The sequence below is a fragment of the Arsenophonus endosymbiont of Crataerina pallida genome (assembly GCF_964020125.1).
GTDB classification, from domain to species: domain Bacteria; phylum Pseudomonadota; class Gammaproteobacteria; order Enterobacterales; family Enterobacteriaceae; genus Arsenophonus; species Arsenophonus nilaparvatae.
In genome coordinates, this window is record NZ_OZ026540.1 from 3,464,284 (window position 1) to 3,477,498 (window position 13,215).

Below are 13,215 nucleotides of genomic sequence, written 5' to 3' on the forward strand. Positions count from 1 at the left end.
GCTAAATTAGTGAATTTTTTCTTCATTAACAGAAGCAAGTAACGCCTGAGCGAAAGATTCTGCAATAGTTTTACGCTGAGTCAGTGTAACAGTTGTATTAATTAAGTTTGTCACCATGTTACCTAATACTATCAATGATAGATCAGTTGGAGCTTTATATTTTTCTAATACCTTGACTAATTCTAGGAGTAGATGTTCAATTTGCTCATCACTATAACGGGATGATTGTGGCATAATAAAAATCCTGAATGAATAAAGCTTTATATTTTAGCGTATTATTGTGTTTTTTGCTGTAGCTGTTTTGTCTAATTTAACTGGATAATTTCATTTAGTAACATTTTAAATTGACCGGTTTCCATAAGTTACAAATCTTATTATATGCCCATAATACAAAAATGTTATATCAATAGATATCAATTTAGCCGCCGGAAAAAGTTATCGATGTCTGAATACCATTGATCTTTATGCCATAAAGAAAATAAGGAGTAAATGATGAGTCTGGATATTTGCCAGATTGCTTTACATCAGTTGATCAAACGTGATGAACAAACACTAGAGGTTGTGCTGCGTGATTCTTTATTAGGCACGGATAATATAGTGCAAGAAATGATGGCAGAATTGCATCGAATTTATGGCGCTAAAAGTAAAGCCTTTGCCACTTTTAATCAAGCGAGCGAATTAGCTGAAGCATTAGTGGCTTTGAGAAAAGGAGATGAAAACTTTTTGGGATTTAGCCGTGCGGCTACTATTCGTTTGCGGGATGAATTGGCAAAATATCCGTTTGCAGAAGGTGGGGTGGTACTGTTTTCTCAATATCGTTATTTGGCGGTAGATTACTTATTGATAGCTGTATTAAATAGCTGTAATAGTATGTTTGTTAATGATAATCTGGAATTGAATACTACTCATTATCTTGATATTCCGCATGTTGATATTGTTGCTCGCATAGACTTGACAGAATGGGAAAGAAATCCCGCTTCTGAACGTTATTTAACTTTTTTAAAGGGCCGCGTCGGGCGTAAAGTATCTGATTTTTTTATGGATTTCCTGTCAGCTAGCGAAGGTATGAATGCTAAAATACAGAATAAAGGATTACTGTAAGCCGTGAATGATTATTGTGATTCGTCTGAGTTAAACCAGGCCGCCACACAAGAATATCGCCAGCAAGTTTATCGCTATTGTAATGAGCAACAACAGGCCGGAGAAGAAATTGAATTAAAGTGTTTATCAAAAGAGTTGCCTGCTTTAGGAGAGCAGAATTTTGCTGAATTTACGCAACAAAATGGTTATCAATTGGCAGAAAGTTTTCCACCAGATCGTACGACTCTCAAACAATTAACCAAATATTCAGGTAGTGGTGGTGGCTTGACCATTAACTTTGATGCTTTGTTACTTAATGAGCGTGTTTTTTGGGATCCGGCAACGGATACGTTAACAATTAAAGGTACACCACCAAACTTACGTGAGCAATTAGAGCGTGGCAAGAAAAGCCGTTGATGATGGTAAAAACAAATAACGCCGCAAAAGCGGCGTTATTGATAACTGGCTTGGTAAAAAAGCGCAATTTTGCGTAATTAAACCCGCAAGAAATCGATATGGGTTAGTTTAGGCTTAAACGGATGACGTTGAACCGCTTGTACTTTAACTTTGGTTTTTTTCCCATCAACCACCAGTGTTAATACTTCATAAAACTCTGGCTTGCTTTCTTGGTTGATAATTTCATCATGGCTGAGTTCAATAGAAACGGGTTCCTGATCACCACCATAGACGATAGCCGGTAATTTGTTGTCTTTACGCAGGCGGCGGCTCGCACCCTTACCCTGCTCTTTGCGGATTTCTGCATTAATCGTTAGCATGATTTGTTCTCATAATATAAAAAGACTCTGCAACAGGCGACCCAGTGGCAGATCCGATAATAGAAACTTGTTAGTGATTGCTAATCAAGCGGGCGGCATTTTAGCGAAAAAAATGCTCTACAGCAATGCAAAAGATGTCCTAATTTTAGGGCATTGATATTCATTTCAGTAAAAACAGCGATATAGTAAATACAAATGGAAATCATGTTGTTAATAGAGGTCGTCAGCCAGACGATACTTTCCTTGGTAGTCAAAAATTTTCTCTCTTATTTGCCAAAACTGGCTTTTTTTACGTGCGATAACAAAGTTAGGATGACGTAATGATTCCTTTTAACGTAGAATATCGGCTGCAGTTTGCCATTGGAAGGGAAGGCCTGGAGCTCGCTGGTGGAGCAATAGAAAACGTTGTTCAAATACTTTGCGCTGAGCTGGGGTTGTTAATCGAAACAGTTCTGAGACGCTGCTACCATCTTCATCATAGTAAGTGGCTTTTAACCATTCTCCTTTCTTATCATATCCGGTAGTCAGTTGCATGCCACCGCAACGAAGGATCAGGGAATTTTTCAATTTTAACGCCGCTTTTAACATATCATCCGGATCAACTAAAATTGCCTGACATTGATGACAACGTCGTGCTGCAATGTCATTTTCAGCATTGCAGTTGGGACATTGTTTAAAACGAAAGCGAAATTCACACTGTTTTTTTTGTCCATTATGCTTTTCTTCCCAGCCTTGGCATCGACGGCCGTAATGTTCAATGATTTGACCGTCAGGATCGCTTTTCCCCCAAAATAGATTAGCAAAATGACAAAGTGGGCAAAAAACCTGAACTGGTACGTTTTGTGGATCACTTTTAGGGCTGCCAACTTCTGGCATATAAAGATCATGGGGATTTCCTGCATAATCAAGAATAATACACTGGCTTTTGTTAGGAAATAATCTTAATCCGCGACCAATTATTTGTTGATAGAGACTAACTGATTCAGTGGGACGCAAAATAGCAATCAGATCGACATGAGGAGCGTCAAAACCTGTAGTTAAGACAGAAACATTGACTAAATAGCGAATTTTTTGCGCTTTAAAGGCATCAATAACTTTTTCACGGACGATTGCCGTCGTTTCTGCGCATATTAATGCAGCAGCATCATTAGGTAATAATGTCAAAATTTCTTTGGCATGTTCAACGGTAGCGGCGAAGATCATACAGCCCTGACAGGAATGTGCATATTCGATAATTTGCTGAATAATCAGGGGAGTGACTCTATGCTGACGTTTAATTGTCTGATCCAAATCAGCGTGATTAAAAATACCCGTTTGGCTTATCTGCAATTGACTAAAATCATATTGAATAACTGGCATATCTAGACGTTTAGGTGGTACAAGATAATAATAATTAACGTTAATTTATTTTTATTAAAAAAATTCATTCCCTATTCTCCAAGAAATACCAGGATTATTTATTAGTCAGATAATCGACATACACTCAAATGCCAGTGAAATTAATTTCCCCTGTCTTTTTATTAATTTTTTATTTCACTCGAAAAACACAGCCTAATTAATTTGATATTTTTAATTAGAATAAATTAGCGACTAATCCATCGATTAATACTTGAGGAACCCCTTGCGAACAGTGCTCAATGCGTCCAACTACACCATAAACATCAGCCAGATTTTCAGGTGTAATAACCTCTCGAGCCGCACCTTCTGCAACCAGACGACCTTCTTTTAACATTAATATGTGTTCACCGTGTCTTAAGGCAATATTAATATCGTGCACAACAACGATAGTAATAATATCTCTGCGCTTAGTTTCTTTAGCAATTAAATCCATAACATGAAATTGATAATTTAAATCCAGCGCACTTAATGGTTCATCGAGTAACAATAGCTTTGGTTGCCGAATAAGTGATTGTGCCAAACCCACTAGCTGCTTTTGTCCACCTGACAGCTGATCTAAATAACACAGTGCCAGATGCTCTATGCCTAATTGCCGTAGTAGTTTCATAACCTCTAATTGGCAAATTTGATCGCAATTTCCGCCAGCAGCACGTTGGGCAACAATAATCGATTCCAGCACATGTAAATGAACACCATTTGGTAATGATTGCGGTAAATAAACCACTTGTTTGGCACGTTGAGCAAAATTCATCGCCATTAAATCCTGCCCATTCAACCATAACTGGCCAGCAGCGCTATTTAATCCAGCTAAAGAACGCAATAACGTAGATTTACCACTACCATTTGGCCCAAGTAAAACGGTAATTTTTCCAGTTGGTAAAATATCGGTGGATAAATTTTGGATCAGCGGACATTTAGGATAACCTGCATTAAATTGATTTATTCGTAATCCTTTTATCATTAAATATTACCTCTATGTCGCAAGATCATACTTAAGAAAAAGGGAACACCAACCAAAGAGGTGACAATACCAACAGGTATAATGACGCCTGGAATAATGTTCTTTGATGCAATCGAAGCTAGCGATAACACTAAAGCACCAATTAAGGCACTGGCCGGTAAATAAAATCGATGATCTTCGCCAAACATCATGCGAGCAATGTGAGGAGCGACTAAACCAATAAAAGCAATAGGGCCGACAAAAGCAACGGATAAAGCCGCCAACATACTAATTCTTAATAATGTCGCCAAACGCAACCGACGGACATCAATACCAAAACTGATTGCACGATCTTCACCTAAACGTAGCGCAGTTAACTTCCAGGCACTCATGATGGAAATGGGAAAAATGACCGCAAAAATGGCGGCCATCATTGCCAGCTTAGTCCAGGTTGCCTTTGCCAAACTACCCATTGTCCAGAAGACTAGTCCCTGTAAGGTATCTTCCGTGGCAATAAATTACATCATCGAAACTAATGCATTAAAGGTAAATACTAATGCAATACCAAATAGTACCACGCCAGAAGTTGCAATGCGGGTCCAACGGGTGATCGCATCTAGCATTAAGACCGCTAGTAAAGCAAAAATAAAAGCATTAACCGAAATAAACCATTGTTCAGGGATCCCGGCAATGCCAATGCCAAAAACGATCGCTAATGCGGCGCCAAAAGACGCGGCACTAGAAACACCTAATGTGAAAGGACTGGCTAGCGGATTATTTAAGATGGTCTGCATTTCAGCACCCGCCAGTCCAAGTGACATACCAACAGTGACAGCCATTAATGCATAGGGTAAGCGAATATCCCAAACAATCACCTAAGTACCAATATCAACACTCGCTGGTGAGACAAATGTTTGCCATAACTTGGCTACTGAAAGACCTGATGGCCCCAAGGTAAAATCAATCACTAATGACAGCACAATTAACATAATGATTGCCATCATCAATATAATACGGCGTTTCAATATATATTGATAATGAGCCTTAATATTTATGCCATCATGATTAGCTTGCTGCTTAATAGCTGACATAGGTTCAGTTGTCATACTCATTGAAAATAATTACCTGCTTTTTAATGAGTCTTGACTAACCCAGTAGACGCCCGTTGGCTCTATCGCTAAAAATTGACGATATAACTCTTTCATCGTAGTTTGCGGATCCAGATCGGCAAATTTATCTGGATAGAACCATTTAGCAAAAACTTGTGTCACGATAACGTTATAGGGCGAATTATAATAATTGTGCCAAATAGCATAACTGCGACCATCTTTAACGGCTGTAAGGGTATTGATACCTTTACGCTCGGTTATTTTGCTTAAACTGGTTATGGCTGCTTGCTCTGACGATAAAGCACCTAATTGTACTCCTAGCTCTTTGCTGCCAGGCATCTTGGCTCCACTGGCAATATAAATTGCAGGATCATCAGCAATGACCTTCTCAAGGTTCATCATCCCTAATGGTCCGGGTAACGCATTTTTGGCAATATTTATCCCACCGGCTAAATCAATAAAATTGCCCATATTACCGTTTCCTGCCGTACCACAGCAGTCTTCGGACGAGCCCGCTCTTAATTCAATAAAAACAGTGGGTTTTTTATCGTTAGCAATTTTATTGGTAATATCCGTTACTAACTTAAGATTTTTTTCATAGAAATTGGCGTATTTTTCAGCCTGTTGCTCCCGATGCAAAGCCTTACCTAATAAGCGAATACTCGGTAAAGTATTTTTTAGTGGCTCACTACGAAAATCAACAAAAACAACTGGCACACCAGCTTTTTCGAGTTGCATGACCAATTCACTATTTTTGCCTGGGCCGTTCCCGGATAGGCCAAAAATAGCAATATCAGGATTTAAGGTTAATACTTTTTCCGCACTAACACTTTCAGCACTGGTATTACCAATTAAAGGAATTTTGTCAATTTCTGGAAACTTGACTTTGTAAACCGCATATGATTGTGGATCAAGTTTACGAAAATCACCTTGCCAGCCAACAATGCGCGCTAAAGGTTTATTTCCTTCCAGTAAAGCAATCGCATGAAATAAGCGTCCTTCTCCCAACAGAATGCGATTTACCTTCTCCGGTACCTGAACAGTGCGACCCACTACATCAGTAACCGTTACTGACCATGCGGCAAACGATGTCATTAACGTTACACCCGCTAATAAACAACCATTAACGCCCTTGGTGATAAAACTACACGCAAACTTCACTTGATTGCCTCTCCATTCAACTGATCCGATTTGCGCGTAACAATAAAGCAAATAATAATTATTATCAATACGATTATTACTAACGTTATTTTTTTATTTATTCTTTGACCTAAGTAAAAAAATAACGCTCGGCACACGCATTTTATGGGTGTGCCTGGATAGAAAATTGATAGGATTTTTGACAATTATTTGTTTAAATTTTCATCATATTCAGGGAAATCCATCTGCCGATAATGAACAAAATGGGTTTTCTTGACGAGTTTATAACCAAACCATATGACCAGGAATAAAGGGATACCAATATAGGTGGCAATAACACCATACCAGTCAATCTTGTCCGCTAAAAATGCCTGATAATTTTGGCCTAATGTAATGACTAAACAGAGAACAAAAGCAAAAATAGGGCCAATAGGGAAAAAGCCTGAGCGATAGGGTAACTTATTTAAATCATAGCCTTGCAACATATAACCTTTACGAAAACGATAATGGCTAATAGCAATCCCTAACCAGGCAATAAATCCGGTCATACCTGAAGTATTCAGTAACCATAAGTAAACAACCTGGTTGCCAAACATTGAACTTAAAAAACAGAGTGCTGCCACAACGGTAGTTGCAATCAAGGCATAGCGAGGAACCCCACCCGGTGATAAGCGTGAAAAGATTTTTGGTGCTTTTCCTTCTTTGGCTAAGGTAAATAGCATTCGGGTAGAAGCATACATCCCTGAATTGCCAGCGGATAATACTGCCGTTAAAATAACCGCGTTCATGACGGCAGCCGCGGATAATAATCCGGCGTTTTCAAAAACCAAGGTAAAAGAACTAACACTAATATCAGCTACCTCATTACGCAGCAAACGTGGATCCGTATATGGAATAATTAAACTGATCACCAATATAGCAAAAACATAAAATAACAAAATCCGCCAAAATACTTGGCGCACCGCTTTAGGAATATTTTTACCTGGATTTTTAGATTCACCAGCGGCAATACCAATTAATTCCGTACCCTGAAAAGAAAAACCGACGATCATAGCAACCCCAATCATTGCCAAAAAGCCTCCCACAAAAGGCGCTTCACCAATCTGCCAGTTATGCCAGCCAGCATTTTCTGCTCCACGAAAAATGCCAATAATCATTAATATGCCAACCACAATAAAAATAATGACGGTAATGACTTTAATTAAAGAAAACCAATACTCTGCCTCGCCAAATCCTTTGACAGAAATATAATTAAGCATAAAAATGATAAACAGAAAAATCGCACTCCAAATCCAGCCATCAATCTCAGGAAACCAGTATCCCATCACTAATTGCGCTTAATGGTTTTTTATCATATACCTTAACGGTAGTTCATAAATACAATCACGAAAAAAACAGTTATCATCACCTTTTATCATACCATGGTAGTGATACTGATATATCCAGCCTTCAGACAGACGATAAGGTGTTGCTGTTAATCCCAAAACACATAAATTAGGATTATTGTGTTGTAATTTTTGAATGATTTGTTGATATTGACCATCGTTATTTAAACTGATGCGATGACATTCATCGATAATTAACAGTGAAAAAGAAGTATTAAAATCAGCTAAATTTTTTGCCACAGATTGTACGCTAGCAAAAATAACTTTATTTTCATTTTGTTTTTTATTAAGTCCGGCGGCATAAATGTCGGCGGTTAGCCCATAGGCTTGATATTTATTATGGTTCTGTTCAACTAATTCTTTTACATGGGCTAATACCAGTACTCGCCCACGGGCTAATCGGGCTAATTCAGCAATAACCAGACTTTTTCCTGCGCCAGTAGGTAACACAATAACCGCAGGTTGTTTATAGCGGCGAAAATAGTTTATCGCTGCATTAACGGCCTCTTGTTGATATGGTCTTAGCGTAACTATCATGATTATTAACTTAAATATTAAAAATAAATAACAAATAGAGTGGCAATTTTTGTTAATTTATATTGAAGTAATCTATATTAAAAATAAAATCTACTGTAGCAAGCTATATCTTCTCTAACAAGTTGTTGGTATAGTTAATCGCGTTATAGTTATTTGCGTTATTTATTATCTAGATTGTTTTAAAAGCAATTATTGTAATCATCCAATGATTTAGCATAATAATACATATGCATTCTAACCCTTTCATATACATTTAAAAATCATGATGCGACTTGATAAGTTTTTATCTCAACAACTAACAATTAGCCGTGGCTTGGTTATGCGAGAATTACGGGCAGGAAAAGTTATGGTTAATAATGAAGTAATAAAAACCGGCTCTCATCAAATTACGCCTGAAATGGTAGTTAGTTATGAAGATATAGTATTACAACATATTATTGGCCCACGTTATTTTATGTTGAATAAACCGCAAGGTTATGTTTGTTCGACGGCAGATAATGTTAACCCAACAATTTTATCTTTTATTGATGAGCCAGCTATAACAAAGTTACATATTGCCGGCAGATTAGACATAGATACAACCGGCTTAGTAATTATAACTGATGATGGTAAATGGACACATAAAATTATCTCGCAAAAGCATCATTGTGAGAAAACTTATCTTGTCACATTGACACAACCGATTTCGACTGAGGTAGCTGATAAGTTTTTAGCAGGTATATGGCTTAAAGGTGAAAAATCACCCACAAAGCCGGCCAAACTAGCAATAGTTTCATCAATGCAGGTGCGTTTGACAATTAGCGAAGGCCGGTATCACCAAGTCAAAAGAATGTTTGCCGCGGTGGGTAATCACGTTTGTGCGCTGCACCGTGAGCGTATTGGTGGTATTTATCTTGATCCAGCATTAGGGGCTGGTGAATATCGTTCTTTAACGAAAGAAGAAATAAAAACTATTTAAATTATATTTTTACTTGCTCGATTTGGGAGTATGTTAGTATGCAACGTCAGGGTTCATCTTATTTCAGCCTAATTCTGATTTTAGGCCTTATATCCATGTTGATGCCATTAGCCATTGACATGTATTTGCCTAGTCTGCCATCGATTGCAAAAAGTTTTAATGTTGATACCGGCCAAGTTCAGATGACCTTAAATAGTTATATTTTGGGCTTTGCAATAGGTCAACTGTTTTATGGCCCGATGGCTGATAGTATAGGTCGTAAGCCAGTGATATTAGGCGGCGTAATTATTTTTGCGATTACTTCAGCAATTTGTGCTTTAGCCAATAATATTGAGCAATTTATTTTTGTTCGTTTTTTACAAGGATTATCGGCAGCGGCAGCAAGTGTTGTCATCACTGCTTTGATGAGAGATATGTTTAGTAGTGATGAATTTTCACGAAGCATGTCTTTTGTTTTGCTAGTTATGACGATCGCGCCATTATTAGCACCGATCTTAGGTGGTATGGCAATGATTTGGTTTTCCTGGCATGCCATTTTTTGGATTATTTCCATAGCTGCAATCATAGGGGCGTTATTAGTTGCTTTTTTTATTCAAGAAACGTTGCCTAAGGAAAAAAGACAAAAATTTCATTTACGTAATACGATAAAACAACTTTTTACATTGTTTCGTGCTAGACAAGTCTTCTGTTATATTCTTGCTAGTGGATTTTCCTTTGCTGGGTTGTTTTCATTTTTAAATACCGGGCCGTTTGTCTATATTGAATTAAATGGGGTTTCGCCACAGCATTTTGGCTATTATTTTGGTTTAAATATTGTTTTTTTATTTTTACTGACCACGCTTAATAGCCGTTATGTACGCCATTTTGGCGCATTAAAAATGTTACATATGGGCTTAACATTGCAATTCATTATGGGAATGTGGCTGATCCTCAGTACTATATTGGACTTAGGTTTTATTCCTATGATATTTGGTGTTGCTGTTTATGTTGGTAGTATTGCTATGATCTCTTCTAATGCTATGTCTGTCATTTTAGATAATTATCCACATATTGCGGGTACAGTTTCATCTTTAGTTGGCACAATACGTTTTGGTATCGGTGCATTTTTTGGTTATTTGCTTTCTTGCTTTAAAACAACCACAGTGTGGTCGATGGTAGGATTTATGGGGTTATGTGTTTGTCTTGCAATGGGGTTTGTGTTGTTGGCTAATTACAGTAAAGACTAATGTGATTAGGATTATTTATCTATTTACTAAAGAAATAAATTTCATTAGTGTTGTATCGTTATTTAAATACTTTATTAATATGAACTCAATGTAATTTCTTATCTTTTACTTCGATAACAATCACAATTTAGATAGGCTCAATTCATGAGCCAATCAATTTATTAATTATTTCATTTTTATCTTTCATTACTGCTTATTTTAGCTAATTATCTGATATATGGCTTTTTTATAAAGAATTAAATGAAATAATACAGTTTTACTATTGAAAGATAATATGCTTTGTTGATTTTTAACAGATTTTATTTTGTTTAGGATAAGTTTTTATATTAGAATAACAAAAATTTATAATATTTATATGATGTAAAATACCAGGGCAAGTATAAAATAGCTTGATAAGTTAGTATGTTAAGTTATTTTTTTACTTAAATAGAAAAATAATATAATTAATTACAATATAGGGTTTTTAGTGGGTAATTTAAAGTTATCTGTCATTCATCGTTTGCCACAAAATTATCGATGGTTAACAGGGCATACAGGTGAAAAAATCGAGGTAATGCCTGATAATATATCCAGCTCCGAGTCTAATATATTAATTGGCTTTAAGGTACTTTGCTATGATATTAGCGATAATTTGGCGGTATTAAAGTATTTAAGTTCAGCTTTAGATGAAATACAAATTGCTAATGATTTGCTTGAATGGCAGGGTCAAGTTTGCCTTTTTATTCGTTATGAAGATGAAAGTTTAGCGATTTGTCATTTTAAAACAGTGGGTGTTGCTATTGCGGAATCAATAACGCTACCATCTCGTTATTATTCTCATTAAATATTAATACGTATCAATGATTCGACGAGCTGCATAATAACGTTTACTCCAGTAATCATCATTTATTGCAGAAACTGTTACACCGCTACTTGTTGAGGCATGGACAAATTTATCATTACCAATATAAATACCGACATGCCGATTAGTTGGGCCAGTTCTAAAAAAAAAACCAAATCGCCAGGGCGTAAATTTTGTTGCCTGACCCAGTGGCGGATATATTGTTGTTCATCTGTTGAGCGAGGTAAATCAACACCAAACTGCTCACTAAACATACGTTGAGTAAAGGCTGAACAGTCAATACCTTTCTTTGTTGTACCACCAAAACGGTAAGCAACACCTCTCCAGTTTGCATACTGCTCTAATATTTTTGTTTTAATTTCCACATTGCGTACTAATTGTTCAAACTCGGCTTGTGATACCTGATAAAGTGAGTTAGATTGTGTTTTATATAGCGGTGAGTTTGGTGAATTACAAGCGGATAGTAATAAAGTAATGATTAGTGCCGGAGTAGGCTTCATACAGTATCTCAGTAACGGTTGAAGTTTGACCATTATTGATTTATCCCTTGTTATCTTTATGTGGATATTCGATATAATGTAAATTTGACGATATTTTATTTTGTTAGCTAAAGGTTAAAATATCATCACTATTGCTCGTTATATAAATGTATATGATTGAGTACCTATTTCAAATACATTGATATGTTAAACATAAACAAGTTTATACAAGGAAATAAAAAATGGCGAGTTTTCTTGTATTAATTTACAAAAAATCAAAATTTTTTGATTAAATAACTAGTGTCGATGTAAATAAGCTTATTGAATAAAAGGTTTAATATTTTGGTTAAATATACTATTCAAAAAATCAGTGTATTGATGATTAGCAATTAAAATTAGCTAATTAATAAAAAATTAAGCTAAATTTGTTAGCAATATTTTATTAATTTATTGTTGGCTTTTTGTTAAATTTTAATAAAATTTAGTCTGTTACTTAAAATAATTTAGTCTGTTTTTCAGTAGCAGAAAATTATTCAATTTTGTATAAATATAGAAATTGTTATTTTAAAATTTTGCTCCAATACGTTGTTTTTACTTTACTAAATTATTTTTGACTTTATCAGTTAGATATTTGTGATATTTATTATAATACAGTTATATTAAACAAATAGTCGTGATGACGAGAGAGCCATAAATTTAAATAGCGGTTAAATTAAAATGATTAATAAAGAACAAAATATTTTAATAAAGATGAGTAATTAGTTGTTATATTTAAACGATAAAATAGACAATTTAATATTACATAGAAGCTATCTTATGTGGAATTTTGCGGTTAGCCATATTTCATGATTCAACAAGATATTGAGTTATAGTAGTAAATGTTATTTTAATAAATCATTAGCAATTTCTCAGTAATTATTTAATAAAAATATTTAATAGTAATTTTATTTATTGACCAGGATTAAACTTTTTATGATTTTATATAAAAAATATGGCAATGCCCAGCCTAAGATACCCTATTATTTAAATAAGAATTTTTTTATATCTCTACTGGTATTAACTTTATCATCTCAAGTTTATAGTGAATCAGATACTGGCGGTGTAATTCATTTTTATGGCGCTATTACTGTACCTGCCTGTCAAAATATTGTAAATGATAATATGCTAGAAACGAATTGTTGGGATAATGCTGGAAATATGGCAACCCAGAAGATAAGTATGGATTTATTAACTAATCAGCGACAAAAATCACTAATTAAATATGGTAAAACCCGTTTTTTGTGGCTTAATAAAAACAAAAAGCAGGGCATGTTAGAAATTAGCTATGATTGATTTTATTTTTAAGT

At 35.6% G+C, this 13,215-nt stretch carries 8 protein-coding genes and 6 pseudogenes; 5 read left to right on the forward strand and 9 right to left on the reverse strand.

Annotated elements, in window-relative coordinates; genetic code table 11:
- Positions 1-6: 6 nt before the first annotated feature.
- Positions 7-234, reverse strand: a complete 228-nt coding sequence (locus tag AACL31_RS18505) for a DUF1414 domain-containing protein (RefSeq protein ID WP_032114647.1) — start codon at positions 232-234, stop codon at positions 7-9.
- A gap of 258 nt (positions 235-492) precedes the next feature.
- Between AACL31_RS18505 and yejK the strand changes: the two are divergent.
- Positions 493-1,497: pseudogene (gene yejK, locus AACL31_RS18510) on the forward strand (nucleoid-associated protein YejK).
- 77 nt (positions 1,498-1,574) lie between these two features.
- On the opposite strand, the gene rplY reads toward yejK, so the two are convergent.
- The 7 genes and pseudogenes from rplY to AACL31_RS18545 all read right to left on the reverse strand — a co-directional run.
- Positions 1,575-1,856: a 50S ribosomal protein L25 gene (rplY, locus tag AACL31_RS18515; protein WP_129109578.1), complete on the reverse strand. Its 282-nt coding sequence runs from the start codon at positions 1,854-1,856 to the stop codon at positions 1,575-1,577.
- A 210-nt stretch (positions 1,857-2,066) separates the two neighbouring features.
- A pseudogene (locus AACL31_RS18520) lies at positions 2,067-3,254 on the reverse strand (DEAD/DEAH box helicase); the annotation flags it as partial.
- 175 nt (positions 3,255-3,429) lie between these two features.
- Positions 3,430-4,215, reverse strand: coding sequence for an ABC transporter ATP-binding protein (locus tag AACL31_RS18525; protein WP_310509328.1), 786 nt, complete (start codon positions 4,213-4,215; stop codon positions 3,430-3,432).
- Positions 4,215-5,306 (reverse strand): annotated as a pseudogene (locus AACL31_RS18530) (FecCD family ABC transporter permease). Before AACL31_RS18530 ends, AACL31_RS18525 begins: the two are co-directional and overlap by 1 nt.
- Positions 5,307-5,315: 9 nt before the next feature.
- Positions 5,316-6,398 carry an ABC transporter substrate-binding protein gene (locus AACL31_RS18535; protein WP_310513076.1) on the reverse strand — a complete coding sequence of 361 codons (1,083 nt, stop codon included), beginning with the start codon at positions 6,396-6,398 and terminating at the stop codon, positions 5,316-5,318.
- A gap of 251 nt (positions 6,399-6,649) precedes the next feature.
- Positions 6,650-7,780, reverse strand: a pseudogene (locus AACL31_RS18540) (amino acid permease); the annotation flags it as partial.
- 6 nt (positions 7,781-7,786) lie between these two features.
- Positions 7,787-8,365 (reverse strand): annotated as a pseudogene (locus AACL31_RS18545) (DEAD/DEAH box helicase); the annotation flags it as partial.
- Between the two features lie 265 nt (positions 8,366-8,630).
- Here AACL31_RS18545 and rsuA point away from each other — a divergent pair.
- The 3 genes from rsuA (at position 8,631) to AACL31_RS18560 (ending at position 11,372) form a co-directional block, all read left to right on the forward strand.
- Positions 8,631-9,323 (forward strand): 16S rRNA pseudouridine(516) synthase RsuA, encoded by a 693-nt coding sequence (gene rsuA / locus AACL31_RS18550; RefSeq protein ID WP_290607281.1) that lies wholly within the window; start codon positions 8,631-8,633, stop codon positions 9,321-9,323.
- A 38-nt stretch (positions 9,324-9,361) separates the two neighbouring features.
- Positions 9,362-10,549, forward strand: a complete 1,188-nt coding sequence (locus AACL31_RS18555) for a Bcr/CflA family multidrug efflux MFS transporter (protein WP_310512861.1) — start codon at positions 9,362-9,364, stop codon at positions 10,547-10,549.
- 466 nt (positions 10,550-11,015) lie between these two features.
- Positions 11,016-11,372, forward strand: a complete 357-nt coding sequence (locus AACL31_RS18560) for a hypothetical protein (RefSeq protein WP_310512860.1) — start codon at positions 11,016-11,018, stop codon at positions 11,370-11,372.
- A 3-nt stretch (positions 11,373-11,375) separates the two neighbouring features.
- Here AACL31_RS18560 and mepS read toward each other — a convergent pair.
- Positions 11,376-11,923 (reverse strand): annotated as a pseudogene (gene mepS / locus AACL31_RS18565) (bifunctional murein DD-endopeptidase/murein LD-carboxypeptidase).
- A gap of 918 nt (positions 11,924-12,841) precedes the next feature.
- Between mepS and AACL31_RS18570 the strand changes: the two are divergent.
- A complete protein-coding gene (locus AACL31_RS18570) occupies positions 12,842-13,201 on the forward strand; it encodes a hypothetical protein (RefSeq protein WP_310512859.1) in 360 nt (119 codons plus the stop codon).
- The last annotated feature ends 14 nt before the right edge of the window (positions 13,202-13,215 follow it).

Bases quoted from the DNA above. Each gene is read 5' to 3' on its own strand.
- rplY (WP_129109578.1), bottom strand. From the start codon at position 1,856: ATGCTAACGATTAATGCAGAAATCCGCAAAGAGCAGGGTAAGGGTGCG.
- AACL31_RS18555 (WP_310512861.1), top strand. From the start codon at position 9,362: ATGCAACGTCAGGGTTCATCTTATTTCAGCCTAATTCTGATTTTAGGC.
- AACL31_RS18535 (WP_310513076.1), bottom strand. From the start codon at position 6,398: ATGACATCGTTTGCCGCATGGTCAGTAACGGTTACTGATGTAGTGGGT.
- AACL31_RS18505 (WP_032114647.1), bottom strand. From the start codon at position 234: ATGCCACAATCATCCCGTTATAGTGATGAGCAAATTGAACATCTACTC.
- AACL31_RS18570 (WP_310512859.1), top strand. From the start codon at position 12,842: ATGATTTTATATAAAAAATATGGCAATGCCCAGCCTAAGATACCCTAT.
- rsuA (WP_290607281.1), top strand. From the start codon at position 8,631: ATGCGACTTGATAAGTTTTTATCTCAACAACTAACAATTAGCCGTGGC.
- AACL31_RS18525 (WP_310509328.1), bottom strand. From the start codon at position 4,215: ATGATAAAAGGATTACGAATAAATCAATTTAATGCAGGTTATCCTAAA.